General features: G+C 62.7%; 21 protein-coding genes. 13 read left to right on the top strand and 8 right to left on the bottom strand.

Going from position 1 to position 15,967, the window contains the following annotated elements; all coding sequences use genetic code 11:
- Nucleotides 1–10: 10 nt before the first annotated feature.
- From NKI73_RS14950 to hemC, 3 genes are all read right to left on the bottom strand, one after another.
- The gene (locus tag NKI73_RS14950; protein WP_352630871.1) at nt 11–1,501 is read right to left on the bottom strand and encodes a COG4223 family protein; all 1,491 of its coding nucleotides are present in this window, start codon (nt 1,499–1,501) and stop codon (nt 11–13) included.
- Nucleotides 1,502–1,610: 109 nt separating this feature from the next.
- Nucleotides 1,611–2,327 (bottom strand): uroporphyrinogen-III synthase, encoded by a 717-nt coding sequence (locus NKI73_RS14945; RefSeq protein WP_352630870.1) that lies wholly within the window; start codon nt 2,325–2,327, stop codon nt 1,611–1,613.
- 1 nt (nt 2,328) lies between these two features.
- Entirely contained in the window at nt 2,329–3,255 is a 927-nt protein-coding gene (gene hemC, locus NKI73_RS14940) for a hydroxymethylbilane synthase (protein ID WP_352630867.1), read from the bottom strand.
- 157 nt (nt 3,256–3,412) lie between these two features.
- On the opposite strand from hemC, the gene tsaD reads away from it, so the two are divergent.
- The 6 genes from tsaD to NKI73_RS14910 are packed head-to-tail and all read left to right on the top strand — an operon-like array spanning nt 3,413 to nt 7,428.
- Nucleotides 3,413–4,498, top strand: coding sequence for a tRNA (adenosine(37)-N6)-threonylcarbamoyltransferase complex transferase subunit TsaD (tsaD, locus tag NKI73_RS14935; protein ID WP_352630988.1), 1,086 nt, complete (start codon nt 3,413–3,415; stop codon nt 4,496–4,498).
- Nucleotides 4,495–5,517, top strand: a complete 1,023-nt coding sequence (locus tag NKI73_RS14930) for an NAD(P)H-dependent glycerol-3-phosphate dehydrogenase (RefSeq protein WP_352630865.1) — start codon at nt 4,495–4,497, stop codon at nt 5,515–5,517. The genes tsaD and NKI73_RS14930 overlap by 4 nt, the downstream gene beginning before the upstream one ends.
- Nucleotides 5,518–5,542: 25 nt before the next feature.
- Entirely contained in the window at nt 5,543–5,839 is a 297-nt protein-coding gene (locus NKI73_RS14925; protein ID WP_352630862.1) for a YciI-like protein, read from the top strand.
- A gap of 41 nt (nt 5,840–5,880) precedes the next feature.
- Complete coding sequence (locus tag NKI73_RS14920) at nt 5,881–6,306, top strand: EVE domain-containing protein (RefSeq protein WP_352630861.1); 426 nt, start codon at nt 5,881–5,883, stop codon at nt 6,304–6,306.
- A 53-nt stretch (nt 6,307–6,359) separates the two neighbouring features.
- Nucleotides 6,360–6,959: a class I SAM-dependent methyltransferase gene (locus NKI73_RS14915; RefSeq protein WP_352630986.1), complete on the top strand. Its 600-nt coding sequence runs from the start codon at nt 6,360–6,362 to the stop codon at nt 6,957–6,959.
- 52 nt (nt 6,960–7,011) lie between these two features.
- The gene (locus NKI73_RS14910; RefSeq protein WP_352630859.1) at nt 7,012–7,428 is read left to right on the top strand and encodes a DUF1761 domain-containing protein; all 417 of its coding nucleotides are present in this window, start codon (nt 7,012–7,014) and stop codon (nt 7,426–7,428) included.
- Nucleotides 7,429–7,558: 130 nt separating this feature from the next.
- Here NKI73_RS14910 and NKI73_RS14905 read toward each other — a convergent pair whose 3' ends face one another.
- Nucleotides 7,559–8,482 (bottom strand): hypothetical protein, encoded by a 924-nt coding sequence (locus tag NKI73_RS14905; protein WP_352630858.1) that lies wholly within the window; start codon nt 8,480–8,482, stop codon nt 7,559–7,561.
- Nucleotides 8,483–8,613: 131 nt separating this feature from the next.
- On the opposite strand from NKI73_RS14905, the gene NKI73_RS14900 reads away from it, so the two are divergent.
- Nucleotides 8,614–9,351 carry a hypothetical protein gene (locus NKI73_RS14900; RefSeq protein ID WP_352630856.1) on the top strand — a complete coding sequence of 246 codons (738 nt, stop codon included), beginning with the start codon at nt 8,614–8,616 and terminating at the stop codon, nt 9,349–9,351.
- Here NKI73_RS14900 and NKI73_RS14895 read toward each other — a convergent pair.
- On the bottom strand, nt 9,284–9,547 hold the full coding sequence (locus NKI73_RS14895) for a DUF6471 domain-containing protein (protein ID WP_352630983.1): 264 nt from the start codon (nt 9,545–9,547) through the stop codon (nt 9,284–9,286). The two genes, NKI73_RS14900 and NKI73_RS14895, sit on opposite strands and share 68 nt — an antisense overlap.
- Between NKI73_RS14895 and NKI73_RS14890 the strand changes: the two genes are divergently transcribed.
- Nucleotides 9,492–9,644, top strand: a complete 153-nt coding sequence (locus NKI73_RS14890) for a hypothetical protein (protein WP_352630997.1) — start codon at nt 9,492–9,494, stop codon at nt 9,642–9,644. The genes NKI73_RS14895 and NKI73_RS14890 overlap by 56 nt on opposite strands.
- 191 nt (nt 9,645–9,835) lie before the next feature.
- Here NKI73_RS14890 and gcvA read toward each other — a convergent pair whose 3' ends face one another.
- Nucleotides 9,836–10,771 carry a transcriptional regulator GcvA gene (gene gcvA, locus NKI73_RS14885; RefSeq protein ID WP_352630855.1) on the bottom strand — a complete coding sequence of 312 codons (936 nt, stop codon included), beginning with the start codon at nt 10,769–10,771 and terminating at the stop codon, nt 9,836–9,838.
- Nucleotides 10,772–10,901: 130 nt separating this feature from the next.
- On the opposite strand from gcvA, the gene NKI73_RS14880 reads away from it, so the two are divergent.
- Nucleotides 10,902–11,153: a hypothetical protein gene (locus NKI73_RS14880; protein ID WP_352630853.1), complete on the top strand. Its 252-nt coding sequence runs from the start codon at nt 10,902–10,904 to the stop codon at nt 11,151–11,153.
- A gap of 121 nt (nt 11,154–11,274) precedes the next feature.
- Here the strand turns inward: NKI73_RS14880 and NKI73_RS14875 are convergent, their stop codons facing one another.
- Nucleotides 11,275–11,790, bottom strand: a complete 516-nt coding sequence (locus NKI73_RS14875) for a L,D-transpeptidase family protein (RefSeq protein WP_352630851.1) — start codon at nt 11,788–11,790, stop codon at nt 11,275–11,277.
- 165 nt (nt 11,791–11,955) lie between these two features.
- On the opposite strand from NKI73_RS14875, the gene NKI73_RS14870 reads away from it, so the two are divergent.
- The 4 genes from NKI73_RS14870 (at nt 11,956) to NKI73_RS14855 (ending at nt 14,914) form a co-directional block, all read left to right on the top strand.
- Entirely contained in the window at nt 11,956–12,639 is a 684-nt protein-coding gene (locus tag NKI73_RS14870) for a response regulator transcription factor (protein WP_352630848.1), read from the top strand.
- A gap of 121 nt (nt 12,640–12,760) precedes the next feature.
- On the top strand, nt 12,761–13,216 hold the full coding sequence (locus tag NKI73_RS14865) for a Crp/Fnr family transcriptional regulator (RefSeq protein WP_352630846.1): 456 nt from the start codon (nt 12,761–12,763) through the stop codon (nt 13,214–13,216).
- A gap of 1 nt (nt 13,217) precedes the next feature.
- Nucleotides 13,218–13,718, top strand: a complete 501-nt coding sequence (locus NKI73_RS14860) for a GNAT family N-acetyltransferase (protein ID WP_352630844.1) — start codon at nt 13,218–13,220, stop codon at nt 13,716–13,718.
- Between the two features lie 185 nt (nt 13,719–13,903).
- A complete protein-coding gene (locus tag NKI73_RS14855; RefSeq protein ID WP_352630841.1) occupies nt 13,904–14,914 on the top strand; it encodes a glycosyltransferase family 9 protein in 1,011 nt (336 codons plus the stop codon).
- A gap of 167 nt (nt 14,915–15,081) precedes the next feature.
- Here NKI73_RS14855 and NKI73_RS14850 read toward each other — a convergent pair whose 3' ends face one another.
- Nucleotides 15,082–15,888 carry an exodeoxyribonuclease III gene (locus tag NKI73_RS14850; RefSeq protein WP_352630839.1) on the bottom strand — a complete coding sequence of 269 codons (807 nt, stop codon included), beginning with the start codon at nt 15,886–15,888 and terminating at the stop codon, nt 15,082–15,084.
- Nucleotides 15,889–15,967: the final 79 nt, after the last annotated feature.

The following is a 15,967-nucleotide window of genomic DNA, read 5'->3' as shown; positions in this document are numbered from 1 at the left end:
TGTGTTGCCCTCATGCCTTCATCGCGCCGGAGATCAGGGCGTCGACCTGGGTTTCGACCTCGATGCGTGCCTTCAGTTTGCCGGCAAAGTCGGCGCCGGCAGCCTTGGCGGCTTGCGGCAGCGTGTCGTATTCACTGAGCGCCTTGGCGTAGTCGCCCTGGTTGACCGCCGCCTCCATGCGCGCGACGATTTCGGGCGCACCGGCACCTTCGACGGCGCCGATCGGCCTGACCTTGACCAGCGATTCGGCGCTCGACAAAAGGTTCTGCAGGAAGCCGGCATTCTCATCGACCGGCGCCGCGGCAGCGACCATGGCACTGGCGGCGGCATCCGCTTGCGATGCGATCTCGGCGCGGGTCGGAACGCCCTTTTCGGCATAGGGGCGCAGTGCCGCAAGCTGCGGCGCGTCCGGCGAAATCGCGGCAAAGGTTTCAAGTTCGGCCGAGAACGGCGCGCCACGATCGAGCGCTGCCTTGAGCGCCGACGCGGCGATGGCGAGCGCAATCTTCGGCTGTCCGGCCGCCGCCTCGACCTTGCCGGAAAGCTGCGACACCGACTGCTCCAGTGCGGTCAGCCGACCATCCTGCGCCGTCGTCGCCTCGCCGGCCGACTTCACCTGCGCGTCGAGACCAGCCAGTTTTTCGTTGAGCGGGCCGAGATCGACCGGTGCCGTGCCGCCGGCCTTGCCGAGGGCTGCGACCGCCGTTTCGATCTGCTTGATCTTATCGCCCAGTGCGGCAAGCCCGGCAGTGTCGCCTGCTCCACCGGATTCGACCGCCGATTTCAGCGCCGCGACATCGGCCTTGACCTGCTCCAGGCCCGAAGACAGCCCGACCACCTTGGCTGCTGCATCGCTGTTGCCGCCAGCTTCCTTCAAACCGGCGATTTCGCTCTTCAACGAAGCAATCTCGCCGTTGACGCCGTCGAGCGAGACAGCGGCGCCGGAGCCCGGCGCGCCGAGCAGGCCGGCAACTTGCAGCCCGCCGGCGCCGACCAGCGCGATGACACCACCGATGATGCCGGCAGCGATGCCGTTGAGGCCGCCACGCTTTGCTGGGGGCGAAATTTTCTCGTCCCGTGTCTCGGTTTTGGCTTCGTTGCCGTCGGTTTGCGTGGGCTTCGCCGATGCGTCCTCGAAATTGTAGTCGTAGGCTTTGGTTTTGCCGGCCGGCGCGTCGGGCGATCCGGGATCATCGGACGATCCGGGATAGGGGAACTCAGCCTCACCGCCGCCCTTGCCCGCCGCCGCCGGCTGCTCCGATTCGGCCTGGGCGTCGGCATGCTCCCAGGGCTCGAGGTCGGTCTGGTCGGCATGAACCGGCTCTTCGGGAACCTCGGGCTGCGAAGCATCCGCTGCTTCCTCGGCCCGCGCCTCGTCTGTCTGGGTTTGCGTCTCGGCGGCATCCTCGTCGGCAACGCGTGAAACGGCGCCCGGCTCCAGATCGATGGTCACCGGCTCGCGGCGGCTTTTCGAGTGTCGCATCTTCGGCGTCTTGACCATTCCTGGCTCCGCACAATTCGCTTCGTCTCAACGCCTGGCGGCGCATGATGGTTCAGAAAGGGTCTAGCACATCACCAAGCGGTGAAAAGGGGCGGTGTGATGACGCGGGTCAGAGCCGCGCCTGCAAAAGCGCCAGCAGTGCTTCCTCGTCAGGCTGCGCGGCGATGCGGGTTCTTTCGCCGGCGACATCGTCGAGCGCTGCGGCGATGCGGGCGGAAAGAGCGAAAAACCATGTTTTTTCAAAGAGCCCTTGCAGAGCTGGCCGCCTGGCCAGCACTTGCATCGCGGCGGCCGCCTTGGCTGAATAAAGCAGCACCGCATCGACAGGTTGGCCAGACAGACGCTCGAGGATCGTTTCGTCCGAATAACCCACCGCTGACGTGTTATATGTCTCGACAGCGTGCACCTGAACGCCCGCCGTCTCCAGCCTCTGTTCGAATGCCGGAAACCGCACGCACCCACAGAGATAGACGATGGTCTTGCCCGAGAGATCACCAGCAAGTCTGTCGGCGAGACCTTCGGCATTGCCCGGGCCCTCGCTGACCGACAAAAACCCTGCTTCGCGCGCCGCTTGCGCCGTCCTTTCGCCGACGGCATGGCAAGGCAAGGCGGCGAGCGCCGCGATGATTTCCTTCGGCGCATGGCGCAGGGCATTGGCGCTGGTGACGGCCACGGCGACGGCATCGTCTGGAACCGCTCCGCCATCGACCGCCAAAGCCACCGTTTCGGTCAAGGGCAAAAGGATCGGCTGGAAGCCTGTCGCCTCAAGTTGCCGCGCGGTGCGCGAGGCGCCCGGTTCCGGTCTCGTCACCAGGACGCGACGCATTTCAGAGCCAGCCGTCGAAGAACTTTTCGCCGGCCTTGGCCCGCACCGTCCGCGCGGCTTCATCGCCGATGCGGGCGGCATCCTGCGCCGGTCCCTGCAGCTCGACCGTGTGCGACTGCGTGCCGTCGGGCGAGATGATCAGTCCGGCGAACGACAGTTTTCCGGCCTCGATCGTCGCATAACCAGCGATCGGCGTGCGGCAGGAACCGTCGAGCGCCGCCAGGAAAGCGCGCTCGCAGGCCAGCGCCTGACCGGTCGGCACATCATGGATAGCCGCCAGCATCTTTTCGACGTCGCGGTCGCCGATACGCGTTTCGATGCAGATCGCGCCTTGCCCCGGCGCCGGCGGGAAGATGTCGAGCGGCATCAAGTCGGTGACGACATGCTCGAGCCCGAGCCGCTTCAGTCCGGCATAGGCGAGGATGGTGCCCGCAGCGACGCCTTCGTCAAGCTTGCGCAGCCGCGTTTGCACATTGCCGCGGAACATCACCACGTCGAGATCCGGCCGCATGCGGCGGATCAGCGCCTGCCGCCGCAGCGACGACGAGCCGACTTTCGCCCCGCGCGGCAGGTCGGCGATGGTCTTCGCCGCCTTGCCGACAAAGGCATCGCGCGCGTCCTCGCGCGGCAGGAAAGCCGAGAGTTCGAGACCGTCGGGCAGTTGCGTCGGCATGTCCTTCGACGAATGCACCGCGATGTCGATCCTGCCCGCCAGCAGCGCCTCCTCGATCTCCTTGGTGAACAGGCCCTTGCCGCCTGCTTCCGACAGCGGCCGGTCCTGGATGCGGTCGCCGCTGGTCGAAATGACGACCACCTCGAACGCCTCCGCCGGCATGCCGTGCGCGGCCATCAGCCGCGCCTGCGTTTCATGCGCCTGTGCCAGCGCCAGCGGGCTGCCGCGTGTTCCGATTCTCAAGATTGTTTGCATGGCGCGCGGTCCGTGATAACCCCCGGCCTGAGCATTTTGCAGCCAAGTGGAACCACTTGGTGTCGCAGAAATGCGGCTAAAATAACCGAGGCCTTTCCGGGCTTTCTCCTAACGGGGAAAGCCCCATGATACAATCTTTAGGGACAGCGACGAATTGATCCGCGTTCTGGGCATCGAGACGAGTTGTGACGAGACCGCCGCCAGCGTCGTGGCGGTGGACGGCGATGCCGCGCCAAGAATCCTGTCCAACATCGTGCTCAGCCAGATCGAGGAACATGCCGCATTCGGCGGTGTCGTGCCGGAGATCGCGGCACGCGCCCATGTCGAGGCGCTGGACGGCATCGTCGAGGCGGCGCTTGCCGAATCGGGCGTGGCGCTGGCCGATATCGACGCGATCGCCGCTACCGCCGGTCCCGGCCTCGTCGGCGGGCTGATCGTCGGGCTGATGACGGCCAAGGCGATCGCCGCTGCCGCAAACAAGCCGCTGATCGCCATCAACCACCTCGAAGGCCATGCCTTGACGGCACGGCTGACCGACGGGCTCGATTTTCCCTATCTGCTGCTGCTCGTCTCCGGCGGCCATACGCAGATCCTCGCCGTGCGTGGCATCGGTGACTATCAGCGCTGGGCAACGACCATCGACGACGCGCTCGGCGAGGCCTTCGACAAGACGGCCAAGATGCTCGGCCTGCCCTATCCCGGCGGACCGAACGTCGAGAAGGCGGCACAGACCGGCAATGCCTCACGCTTTGCTTTTCCGCGTCCGATGAAGGGCTCGGCCCAGCCCGACTTCTCCTTCTCCGGCCTCAAGACCGCCGTGCGCCAGGCGGCGAGCGCGATTGCGCCCTTGAGCGACCAGGATGTCGCCGACATCTGCGCCTCGTTCCAGGCGGCCGTGGCCGATGCGCTGGCCGACCGCGTTTCTCGCGCGCTGGCCCGCTTTCGCGAAACATTTCCCGGCACCAAGAAACCGGCGCTGGTGGTTGCCGGCGGCGTTGCCGCCAACCACACGATCAAGGCGATGCTGGAGCGGCTCTGCGCCGAGTCCGGCTTCACATTCATTGCGCCGCCGCTGAAACTTTGCACCGACAATGCCGCGATGATCGCCTGGGCCGGCATAGAACGGCTGCGGATCGGCATGGCGCAAGAGAACGGCTTCGATTTCGTACCGCGCTCGCGCTGGCCGCTGGACAGCATCTCGGCGCCGATGGTCGGCTCCGGCCGGCGCGGAGCAAAGGCATGAACGAGGGGGCAATGAGCGGCAACGACACAGCGCCAACCGGCTGGCGCGTTGCCGTGCTCGGCGGCGGGGCCTGGGGCACTGCCTTGGCGCTGGCCATGCTTCGCGCTGGTCATTTCGTCCGCCTTTACGCGCGCGACCCGGAGACCGTCGCCGCGATCGACCGCGGCGAAAATCCACGCTATCTGCCGGGCATTACGCTCCAGGCCGGCATCGTGGCGACGAGCAACATCCAAGCCGCGCTCGACGGCGCCGATTGCGTGCTGGCGGTGACACCGGCGCAGTCGCTGCGGGCTACGCTGGCGGCAGCGAAGGACCATATGCCGGCCGGTATCCCGTTGGTTCTGTGTGCCAAGGGCATCGAAAGCGAGACCGGCGCCTTGCTGTCGGCAATCGTCGAAGAGATCCTGCCGCTAAATCCGGTTGCCGCTTTGTCGGGTCCGAGCTTCGCCGCCGATGTCGCTCGCGGCCTGCCGACGGCCGTTGTGGTCGCCGCCCGCGACGAGGTTTTGGCCGCCGAACTCGCCGCCCGCTTTTCCGCCGAGAATCTGCGCTGCTATTCGAACGACGACCTGATCGGCGTCGAGATCGGCGGCGCCTTGAAGAACGTCTTCGCCATCGCCGCAGGTGCCGTCACCGGTGCGGGGCTCGGCGCCAGCGCCCAGGCCGCCATGGTGACGCGCGGCTTTGTCGAACTGCGCCGCATCGGTGCCGCCTTCGGCGCCAGGCCCGAGACCTTGATGGGGCTTTCCGGCCTTGGTGACCTGTTGCTGACCTGCTCGTCGACCCAGTCGCGCAATTTCGCCTATGGGCTGGCGCTCGGGCAAGGCAAGGAGCTTGCCGGATTGCCGCTGGCCGAGGGCGTGCCGACGGCGGCGATCGCTGCCCGCATCGCCACCGAGCGCAACATCGACGCGCCGATCATTGCCGCCGTCGCCGCCATACTGGACGGCACCATCACCATCCGGCAGGCTGTGACGACCCTGATGACCCGGCCGCTGAAGACCGAAACCAACGATTGATGATCCCAAGACCAGGAGAGAGACCATGCTGTTTGCTGTGATTTGCAAGGACAAGCCGGGAAGCCTGCAGGTGCGCCTCGACACGCGGCCCGAGCATATCGCCTTTCTCGAAGGGTTGAACGGCGACAAGAAGCTGGCCTTCGCCGGTCCGTTCCTCGATGCCGAAGGCAAGCCCAATGGCAGCCTCGTCGTCGTCGAAGCGCCCGACATGGCGGGCGCGCAGGCCCTGTCGGCCGCCGACCCTTACGCCAAGGCCGGCCTGTTCGAGAGCGTCGAAATCCGCCCGTGGAACTGGACGTTCAACAAGCCGGCGGGTAGTTAAATCCGATCGTCGGCCGACGGACCCTCAGGAGGAGCAAAGACATGAACTATTGGCTGTTCAAATCCGAACCCTCGGTCTTCTCCTTCGAGGCGCTGAAGGCCAAGGGCAAGGCCGGTACGCAATGGGATGGCGTGCGCAACTACGCCGCACGCAACAACATGAAGGCCATGCAGATCGGCGACCTCGGCTTCTTCTATCATTCCAACGAGGGGCTGAACGTGGTCGGCATCGCCGAGGTCTGCGCGTTGGCGCATCCCGACACCACGACCGACGATCCGCGCTGGGAATGCGTCGACATCCGCGCCGTCAGGGATGTGCCGAACCCGCCGACGCTGGAAGAGGTCAAGGCCAATCCGAAGCTTGCCGACATGGCGCTGGTGCGGCTCGGACGGCTTTCCGTGCAGCCGGTGACGCCGGCCGAATGGAAGGAAGTCTGCCGCATGGGCGGCTTGACGCCGGCTCCGTGACGGCGCTGACGCCGAACAGCGCGAAACAGTTCATTCTCGACAATACGGCGCTGATGGCGCCGCCGCACGTGTCGGAAATCCTGCTTCATCTTGCCGATGAAGCGCATGATTTATGGCAGCGGACAGAGGATGAGCTGATCGAGATCGGCCTGCCGCCGCCCTTCTGGGCCTTTGCCTGGGCCGGCGGCCAGGGCCTTGCCCGCTATGTCCTGGACAATCCCGGCACGGTGCGGGGCAAGCGCGTGCTCGACTTCGCTTCCGGCTCCGGCCTTGTCGCTATCGCCGCGGCCAAGGCAGGTGCCGCCGAGGTGATCGCCACCGACATCGATCCGTTCTGCGCAACCGCGATCCGGCTCAATGCGCAAGCCAATGATGTCGGGATCGAATTCCTCGGCACGGATTGTATCGGCACCGATGCGGGTTGGGACGTGATCCTGGCCGGCGATGTTTTCTACGACAAATCCTTCGCCGACCGGCTGATGCCGTGGTTCGCAACGCTGAAGGCGCGCGGCGCCGAGATTCTCGTCGGCGACCCCGGCCGGTCGTATATGCCGAAGGCAGGGCTGGAGCCGCTCGCGGTCTATGAGGTGGCCGTCACGCGGGCACTGGAGGATGCGCTCGTCAAGCGCACGACTGTCTGGCGGTTTGCTTGACGCCAACGCCGAACAGGCGTTCCATCAAGTTCGCATCTGGAGGGGGAAGCTCATGGATTTTTCAGCAGTGAACTGGCTGGCGGTGATCGCCGCCGCAATTCTGGCATGGCTGTTCGGCGCCGCCTGGTACATGGGCCTGAGCAAGCCGTGGCTGAAAGCCGCCAAGCTCAATCCGGCGACGATGAAGAAATCGCCGCTGCCCTTCGTCATCAGCTTCATCGCCGAACTGGTCATGGCCTACATATTGGCGCTGGTCGTCGGCGCGATAACCGGCGGCGAGCCGACACTGCTTGCCGGCCTGGTCTTCGGCTTCGTGCTTTGGCTGGGCTTCGTCGCCACGACGCTCTCGGTCAACCATCGCTACGAGAATTTCGGCTGGGACCTGACCTTCATCGACGGCGGCCACTGGCTCGGCGTGCTGTTGATCATCGGCGCGGTAATCGGCTGGTTCGGCGCCGCGGCAAGCTGATCAAAAGGCAGTAGGGGAATAGGGGACCGAAGGCGGCACCGACGCCCATCCCTACTGCCCTACTGCGGTCTTATGTAGCAAACGCACCAAAGGTGGCGCGGTGATCGCGCGGGCGGCGTGGGCCACCTGATTACTCTACTATCCTCTCCCCTCCGAAGCTAAGCAAGTCATGCTGATGGGGGAGAGCTTTGGGGTTTTGGCTAGCGTTTATCCCCAGCAGATTAGCGTCGAGACCGACGCCCCCCGCGTGTTGATAAGTGACACAAACGAACAGCGCGTATTCGTTGCCTGGCGCCTCGAAAAAGCCCGCGCACATGCAGTCTGTGTCAGGTTTAGCGTCGTTGTTTGGGAAAACAACCGTGCCACCTCTGTTGAGAGCATTGCGGCGCGCCTCATCAACAAAGGCACGGAAGGCATCTTCCAACGGGTGGGTAATCCCCCCACGAACCAACTTTTGGTTGATACGGACCCTTTGAGCGGGGAGCTTTCCCCGATTGAGAATGCCGTACTTCCAGTTGCACATTCCAGTGTTGCCAGAGGCGCTGAATTGACACGGAATTTCCCGTTCGAGTGTTACCCATGGCCGCTGTTCTGCCTGGATGATCCTGTTGTTCTCGATTGCGGCTTCCGCTGCATCAACGGCGGCACTAGTCCCGAGCCGGGTCGCCTCCAGCGTATTGCGGACAAAGATAACGCCGACGATAGTTACGATAAGCGTAAGCACCCCCAAAACGCCACTTACCACCAAGAGCGCGAGAGCCCAGCGGGCCATCTCCTTTTGCGCGCCTACATCTTCCTCGGAGCGGCTGGGCTCGCGGGCGGTCTCTATCTGCTCTTTAAGGCAGTCGAAGATTTCTTTGCCTTCAAGACCCGCGCATCGCTGCTCAAATTGTCGGCGGGTTTCATCATATGCGCGACCGGTCTGGTAATCCTGGGTAGCGCGATCATAGGCGCGGGTTGACATGAAACCCAGCGCCGTGACGAAAAGTAGGAATGAACAAATTGCGATCGTAGCCCAGAGCGAAACGGTTCCGTCCCAAACACGCTTCAGCATTGCAATCCCCCCAGAATGCACAAGCATTCATCTTGCGGGAGAAGTGAAGACTCCACAACCGGAAGGATTCCGGTCATTGTTCCCCTATGGGCTATTTGGGGAAATGCATACGGCGCGCGTTCGCTGGCTCCGTGCTGTTCACGGACAAACTTTCAATCGTCGGCGGTGTATTAGTGCCGGCCTTATTTTCGGTTCTAGGTGACGCCGTGAACGCGGCGGTACAGGCCTATGCGGCGTGGACGATTATTATGATCGTTGGTGGTGGCGTCGGCCTTCGGCTTTTGACTGCGCCGTATTTCATTTGGAGGGACGATCAAAGGGAATTGGTGGAGCTTCGTGGGATCATCGCCGACACCTCCGTAAAGAGACGACAGTTCTTTGAGGAATCGTTTCTGGCAGAGCGGGCAAACCTGGCGAAGGCGCTGGCCAAATTCGCTGTACTCGACCTCCCTATCGTCCAGATGGCCACGATCAATCCCGATGCCGAATTGAAACCGGTAACAGAAACCGCTGCGTTGTTTTTTTCCGACGTTCACTTCAAGCGATATTGGGGGAATTTCTGTTCCGGTTTTCGGTGGACCGTGGACGGCTCAAAGTTCTTCGTTGGGGATGGCGACAAGATTCCGGAACCGCAAAAGCTTGAAATTGTGGACCGGATTATCTTCGATATAGCCAACATGCGAGCGGCCGCGATGGCTATGGTTGCCATCCTAACCGAAGACCTCAAGCACTCCGAAGATTATCAGCAGCGTGTCACGGAGCTTCAGGATCGATACTCCCATCTAGACAGGGACCTTATGCCTAACGAGCGATGGAAACTGCCGCCGTCCCTATCGCCTCCAGACACTGGAGAAGAAAGGCAGCCGTGAACTTGCCCCTCGCGAGTTTGTTGCGAATGTTCACCTCCTTCTCGTCCACACCAATCGCATTCAGCTTTTCAACGAGCTGGGCATAGGTTGGCTGGCTATCTTGGCCAGCCGCTATTCGTCTCCTACGAGGAACAATCAAAATGATCACTGTATCTGGACGAAAGAGCGGTCCGTTTATCCAAGTCTGCAAGGACATTGAGCAAGCGGAATCTGTCAAGGCGGCTTTGATTGCCGCAGGATACAAGAACGCTCTTATATCTGATGGCTCGAAGAAGGCTTCGGCCGCCGCCTAGTCCAATTCTTCGCGCCCTTGACGCTTTCCGTCACCTTGGCGACTTTGCCGCTATCGCTGGCATCCCAGCCCTTCGCGACCGGCTTGGAGATTAATGCGTAGATGACGAGCGGCTGTCCCATGCCCGAATTTTATGGGAACCCACTCTTTAGGTCGTGCGGGAGGTTGGTGCTTTTGCTACATAAGGCCGCTCTACTGCCCCTTGTCCGTGGTCCGCGTCTTGGCCACCTCCTCGAGAATCCATTCGCGAAACGCGACGATACGCGGATCGTCGGCGGTACTCTCGGGATAGACCAGGAAATAGGCGAACTCGGGCGCCACCCGCAGGCCGAGTTCAAAAGGCTGCACCAGCCTTCCTTGGGAAAGGTCGTTCGCCACCATGGCGAAATCGGCGAGCGCGACGGCATTGCCGTCGAGCGCTGCCTGGACGGCATCGGTTGAGTTTTTGAACACCACGGTCCGGCTGTCGTCGAAGTCGTTGACGCCTGCCGCCGCCATCCACATCCGCCAGTTCGGCCATGTCACGCCTTGTCGCGACCATTCGATATGGGCAAGCGTGTGATTGAAAAGATCGCGCGGCTCGCGCAACGGCGGACCGGACGTCAACAGGCTCGGGCTGCACACCGGAATGAGGATGTTGTCGAACAGCCGGTGGGCGCGAAGGCCCGGATATTTGCCGGCGCCAAAACGGATGCCGACATCGACGTCGTCGAGTTCGAAATCCCGCACTTCGTAGGCAATGTCGAATCTCAGCTCGATATGGGGCTGATGCTTGCGAAAATCGTCGACGCGCCGCATCAGCCATTTTGACGCGAACTGCGCATCAAGAGTCACTTTCAGCAGCGCGGCGCCGCGCGTCAGCTTTTGCGCCCGCGAGACGGCCCGGCCAAGCAGGTCGAGCGCGTCGGTCGAGGCCTCGAACAGCACCGTTCCCGCCTCGGTCAGGCGGATGGTGCGGCTGGTGCGCGTGAACAGCACCAGTCCGAGCTGATCCTCGATTTCCTTGACCTGATGGCTGACGGCGGCCGGCGTTAGCCCCAACTCATCGGCGGCGCGGGTGAAATTGAGGTGCCGGGCCGCCGCCTCCAGCGTCCTCAAGGCGCGAGTTCCTGGCAGCAGGCGAGCCATCCTATCCTCAAAGAAAACTTGATGATCCAGAGAAAACTACTCGTTTCTCACAGGGATTTCAATCTGGCATAATCCAACCATCGAAACATCATCAAGCCGGATTTGATATCCGGAGAGAACGGATCAAGCCATGTCCATCATCGTTTTGAACCCATCGACACGCCGTCCGGCCTGGCTGACCGAGACCCTCGACTGGTTGCGTCACGCCCGGGTCGCCATCAATCTCCCGCACCAGAATGTCGAAGACCTGTCGGATCGGCAACTGCGCGACGTAGGCGCCAGGCGCAAGGACATCGCACGCGCCATGGACCGCGAGATGGGCCGCCTCGGCCTTCTCGACATCGGCTGGCAGCAGCCGCGAAGGTTAGGGAATAGGCAGTAGGAAATAGGGAGTAGGGATAATTAGGTCGGCGCCGACAGGTAGCCCTACTGCCTACTGCCTACTGCCTACTGCCTACTGCCTACTGCCTACTGCCTACTGCCTACTGCCTACTGCCTACTGCCTACCTTACCACCCTCACCACCGTCCGATCCGACAGCAGCGGCAGCAGCCGTGCCATTGTTTTCGCCGTGACCGCCACACAGCCTTGCGTCGGTGTGAAGCCGGGACGCGCCAGGTGAAAGAAGATGGCGCTGCCGCGCCCGCGCCGGCGCGGCGCCAGGTTCCAGTCGAGCACCAGGCAGGCGTCATAGAGCCGGTCGTCGCGCCGCATGCGTTCGTGGCTGGCGCCATAGGGAATCTTGACCGGCCTGTTATAGTTGCGGTCGTCAGGCACTTCGCACCAGCCCAGATCAGGCCCGATCGGCGTCATCGCCAGACGAGTCTTGCGGCCGCTGGAGAACTGATCTCCCCGGAAATATCCCGACAGGATCCGCATCGAGGCCAGCGGCGTCGCGCCGTCGCCTTCGCGCTTGTCGGCCGAGATGCCACCCCGCCCCAGCGCGCAGGCAAACACCGTTTTGCCGGCCTGCAGCAGGCCCTGGCTTGGATGGCCGGGCCTGGCGCGAACGGTCAGCAAGTGCAGCCCTTTTCGCAAAATTGCGCCGGCTGCATTGCGATCGTGTTTTTTCTTGTATGATCGTGCCACGGAACAAATCACTGTGATCGGCTGTTGTGCCGGTCAGCTTCCGCATAAACAGGCAGCGGTCAACTGAATTTTCTTTTCAAAACAACGGATTGATCCATGACTTCACGCACCATTCTGATCGTCGACGACGATGACGACCTGCGCGGCACCCTGGTCGAGCAATTGTCCCTTTACGAGGAATTCGACGTGCTGCAGGAATCGACTGCGGCAAAAGGTGTCGCCGCAGCGCGCGGCGGCCTCATCGATCTGCTTATCATGGATGTCGGGCTGCCCGACATGGATGGCCGCGAAGCGGTGAAAATCCTGCGCAAGGGCGGCTACAAGGCGCCCATTATCATGCTCACCGGCCACGACACCGATTCGGATACGATTCTTGGTCTCGAAGCCGGCGCCAACGACTATGTGACGAAACCGTTCCGCTTCGCCGTGCTGCTCGCCCGCATTCGGGCGCAATTGCGCCAGCATGAGCAGAGCGAGGACGCGACCTTTTCGGTTGGGCCCTACACCTTCAAGCCCAGCCAGAAACTGCTGATCGACCCGCGCGGCGGCAAGGTGCGGCTGACGGAGAAAGAGGCCTCGATCATCAAATATCTCTATCGTGCCGACCAGAAGGTGGTAACGCGCGATGTGCTGCTCGAGGAAGTGTGGGGCTACAATTCCGGCGTCACCACGCACACGCTGGAGACCCATGTCTACCGGCTACGCCAGAAGATCGAGCGCGATCCTTCCAATGCGGAAATTCTTGTGACAGAAAGCGGCGGCTACAAGCTGGTTCCTTAAACATTTCATTATCCAATGAGCGGTCGGGCGGGGCCGCTTTCGGGTACGATCCGGTTGGAGGGGGTTTCTGGGATCGACCCGTAGAGGAGGGATTGGACTGACCGTTCGGGGACACAGCTAGATGGCGCTGGATGACGACATCCGCATCCTGTCCGCCGTGAGGCTCTTCGAGGGCTTCACGCAGGAACAATTGCGCCTGCTCGCCTTTGGTGCCGAGAACACCACGCTGCTTGCCAACCACAAGCTTTACCGCGAGGAGGACGAGGCCGATTCGGCCTACATCGTGGTCAGCGGGCGTATCGTGCTCTATCGGGAGCAGGATGGCGAACGCATCCCGATCGGCACGGCGGGCCCCGGCACGATCCTAAGCGAACTGGCATTGATCGCCGACACCAACCGGCTGACCAGCGCGTCGGCCGAGATCGACTCGGAAGTCATACGGCTCAGTCGCAAGATGTTCCGCCGCATTCTGGAGGAATACCCCGAGGTCGCGGTGCAGTTGCACCAGCGCATCCTGGAGGATTTCCAGGCGATGATCCGCCGCATCGAAAAGCTGGCGCCGCGCTTCTCCGGCTGAGATGAACTTCCAGCTTCTACGCGCTACCGAAAATGACCTGCCCTTCATCATGGCGACCGAACGGCGCGAGGGTTATGACGCCTTGGTCGGGCGCTGGGACGAGGCGCGTCATCGCGAGGCCCTTCTCGACGTCAGCCATGCCTATTTCGTCGGTGTCGACGGTTCCATGCCAATCGGCTTCGTGATCCTTCGCCAATGGGCCTCGGTCGAACGCGTGACGCTGGTCAAGCGCATCGCCGTCGTCGCACCAGGGCAGGGCCACGGCAGAATGCTTCTGGCGGCGGCGGTCGATCGCGTTTTCATCGAGACCGACGCCTATCGGCTCTGCATCGGCCTTTTCCCGGACAATCATCGCGCCCGTCGCGCCTACGAAGCTGTCGGCTTCAAGGCTGAGGGCATTGCGCGCGGCAGCGCGTTTTTCAAGGGCGTGCACCGCGACGAGCTGGTCATGGCGCAACTGCGGCCGGAGTGGGAGAGAAGCCAGCCCGCTGCCCGGACCTGAGGACCGGGGTTCGTTGACAGGCAACAGGTGAAATCCTACAGAACCCCTCGAAGGCGGGCGGCTTAACAGGCACCGCCACCATCAGGCTCCTGGGGGAGCGAGGCATGCTGCCAGCTCGGTTCGAGACGATCATCCTGTATGCCCGCAACGACGCGTTCGGCGACGGATTGATCCGGATTCCGGCTTTGCGCGCCGCCAGAACCGCGTTCCCCGATAGTTTTATCGTCTACGGAACCACCGGCTCGTCGTCCCTTGAACATGTCCTCGATCGCCATGCCGGCCACCTCGTCGATGCGATCAATGTACGAACGCCTCTGGCGCGTCTGGTGGCCAGCCACCACAAAGGCAAGGGGCAATTGGCAGTTGTCGATTTCCGCATCTCGGCGCGTTGGCTGCTTCAGACCTGGGGCTCGCTGCTCGGCCGCGGCATCGCCTATGAAGCAAACTTTCCGGCTTTCGCTCTTTCCTGGCGCCCTGGCCAAAGGTCCGAAGCACGACCCGAGCGCAACGCATGGCGCTACCACCGCCTCATCGAGCGACTTGCGGGGAAACGGTTGCCTTTCGACCATCGGCTGGAGCCCACCCCGGCCGCGCGGGCAGCGGCCAGCGGCCTGGCGGAGGGCAAGCATGCGCCCTTGATCGTTATCGCGGCGCATGGCGATGGCGGCAAACGCATGACGGCGGATCAGGTTGTCGCGATCTCCGACAGCATGATCGCCGACGGGGCAAATCTTCTCTATGTGAAAACCCCGGGTGACGGCCCGGACATGGCTGAACTGGCTCAACGCGTGCCAAGGCTGCAGCTTGTCGATTCCAGCACGGTCGGGGGTGTCGATGTCAGCGATGTTCTGCTGGCGCTCGGAGAGTTTGCCGATCTTTACATTGGCGCCGAAGGCGGTGCCGCACATCTCATGGCGACCGTGATGACGCCGATGGTTATTGTCAGTGGCGGCGCCAACATGGCCCGTTGGAGGCCGCTTTCCAACTGCGTGGACGTGATCGAGTCCCGCCACGTAAGTCCAACCGGCCTGGTCGCCAATGTCCCGGCGCCGAAAATCATCGAAGCGGCCCAGCGGATGCTGGCGACGCGCCACCGCGACCATCCCTATCTGCTGGGTCACGCGGCAGGCCTGTCACCGCAGCAATTTCGAGACAACGACACGCGCAAAGACAAGGACTTGAAGCGCGCCGTTTGAATCCGTCTGGCGGAGGCGCGCTGTAAGGTGTGTTGAGATTCCAGGTCAGGCCGAGTCGAAAATGACGGGTTCCGAGAACCGGAGCGGAGCGGACATTCGAGTCCGTGAGCACCGGAAGCGCAGGAAACCATCATTTGCAGGCCGGCCTCACCTGAATATCGACATACCTAATCCAGATTGAACCGAGCGATGACAGGCACGTGGTCCGACGGGCGCTCCCAGCCGCGCGCCAGGCGCAGGATCTCGTAACCGGAAAAGCTGGGCACCAGATTTGGCGACGACCAGACATGGTCGAGCCGCCGGCCACGGTTCGACGCTTCCCAATCCTGCGCGCGGTAACTCCACCAGGTGTAGAGCTTCTGCTCATGCGGCACGTTGAGCCGCATGAGGTCGACCCAATTGCCGGCGAGGCGCATGGCCTCGAAATTTTCCGTCTCGACCGGTGTGTGGCTGACCACGTTGAGCAATTGCTTGTGCGACCAGACGTCGTGTTCGAGCGGGGCGATGTTGAGGTCGCCGACCAGCACCGAGCCGGACACCTCGTCATGCTCGGCCCGGATGGCATTCATCTCGGCGACGAAATCGAGCTTGTGCTTGAACTTCCTGTTGATGACGGGATCCGGTTCGTCGCCGCCCGCCGGAACGTAGAAATTGTGCAGCAGGATCGTCTTGCCGCCGGCCCGCACCGTCACCGAGAGGTGCCGGCTGTCCTCGATCTCGCAAAAGCGTCGCTTCTCGACCACTTCGATCGGCCGCCGCGCCACCGTCGCGACGCCGTGATAGCCCTTCTGGCCATGGAAGGCGATGTGCTCGTAGCCGAGCTTGCGAAAGGCTTTTTCGGGAAACAGCTCGTCTGGAACTTTCGTCTCCTGCAGGCAGAGCACGTCAGGCGCATGCTCGACGAGCAGGCGTTCGACGATCGGCATGCGCAGCCGAACGGAGTTGATGTTCCAGGTGGCGATGGAAAATGGCATTCGGCAATCCAGGACAGCGTACGGCCGGCCAGAACCGATGGGCCCTGACGGGGAAGACGCCTTTTGACGGAGTCAGTCT

Origin of the sequence: Mesorhizobium sp. M0496, from assembly GCF_040321205.1 — a bacterium.
Lineage (GTDB): Bacteria > Pseudomonadota > Alphaproteobacteria > Rhizobiales > Rhizobiaceae > Mesorhizobium.
The sequence above is the reverse complement of the archived record's forward strand: the minus strand, read 5'-3'. Positions and strand labels throughout refer to the sequence as shown.

Coding starts and splice junctions, on each gene's coding strand:
- NKI73_RS14950 (WP_352630871.1), bottom strand. CDS start 1,501: ATGGTCAAGACGCCGAAGATGCGACACTCGAAAAGCCGCCGCGAGCCG.
- NKI73_RS14945 (WP_352630870.1), bottom strand. CDS start 2,327: ATGCGTCGCGTCCTGGTGACGAGACCGGAACCGGGCGCCTCGCGCACC.
- hemC (WP_352630867.1), bottom strand. CDS start 3,255: ATGCAAACAATCTTGAGAATCGGAACACGCGGCAGCCCGCTGGCGCTG.
- NKI73_RS14930 (WP_352630865.1), top strand. CDS start 4,495: ATGAACGAGGGGGCAATGAGCGGCAACGACACAGCGCCAACCGGCTGG.
- NKI73_RS14925 (WP_352630862.1), top strand. CDS start 5,543: ATGCTGTTTGCTGTGATTTGCAAGGACAAGCCGGGAAGCCTGCAGGTG.
- NKI73_RS14920 (WP_352630861.1), top strand. CDS start 5,881: ATGAACTATTGGCTGTTCAAATCCGAACCCTCGGTCTTCTCCTTCGAG.
- NKI73_RS14915 (WP_352630986.1), top strand. CDS start 6,360: ATGGCGCCGCCGCACGTGTCGGAAATCCTGCTTCATCTTGCCGATGAA.
- NKI73_RS14910 (WP_352630859.1), top strand. CDS start 7,012: ATGGATTTTTCAGCAGTGAACTGGCTGGCGGTGATCGCCGCCGCAATT.
- NKI73_RS14905 (WP_352630858.1), bottom strand. CDS start 8,482: ATGCTGAAGCGTGTTTGGGACGGAACCGTTTCGCTCTGGGCTACGATC.
- NKI73_RS14890 (WP_352630997.1), top strand. CDS start 9,492: ATGATCACTGTATCTGGACGAAAGAGCGGTCCGTTTATCCAAGTCTGC.
- NKI73_RS14895 (WP_352630983.1), bottom strand. CDS start 9,547: ATGTCCTTGCAGACTTGGATAAACGGACCGCTCTTTCGTCCAGATACA.
- gcvA (WP_352630855.1), bottom strand. CDS start 10,771: ATGGCTCGCCTGCTGCCAGGAACTCGCGCCTTGAGGACGCTGGAGGCG.
- NKI73_RS14880 (WP_352630853.1), top strand. CDS start 10,902: ATGTCCATCATCGTTTTGAACCCATCGACACGCCGTCCGGCCTGGCTG.
- NKI73_RS14870 (WP_352630848.1), top strand. CDS start 11,956: ATGACTTCACGCACCATTCTGATCGTCGACGACGATGACGACCTGCGC.
- NKI73_RS14865 (WP_352630846.1), top strand. CDS start 12,761: ATGGCGCTGGATGACGACATCCGCATCCTGTCCGCCGTGAGGCTCTTC.
- NKI73_RS14860 (WP_352630844.1), top strand. CDS start 13,218: ATGAACTTCCAGCTTCTACGCGCTACCGAAAATGACCTGCCCTTCATC.
- NKI73_RS14850 (WP_352630839.1), bottom strand. CDS start 15,888: ATGCCATTTTCCATCGCCACCTGGAACATCAACTCCGTTCGGCTGCGC.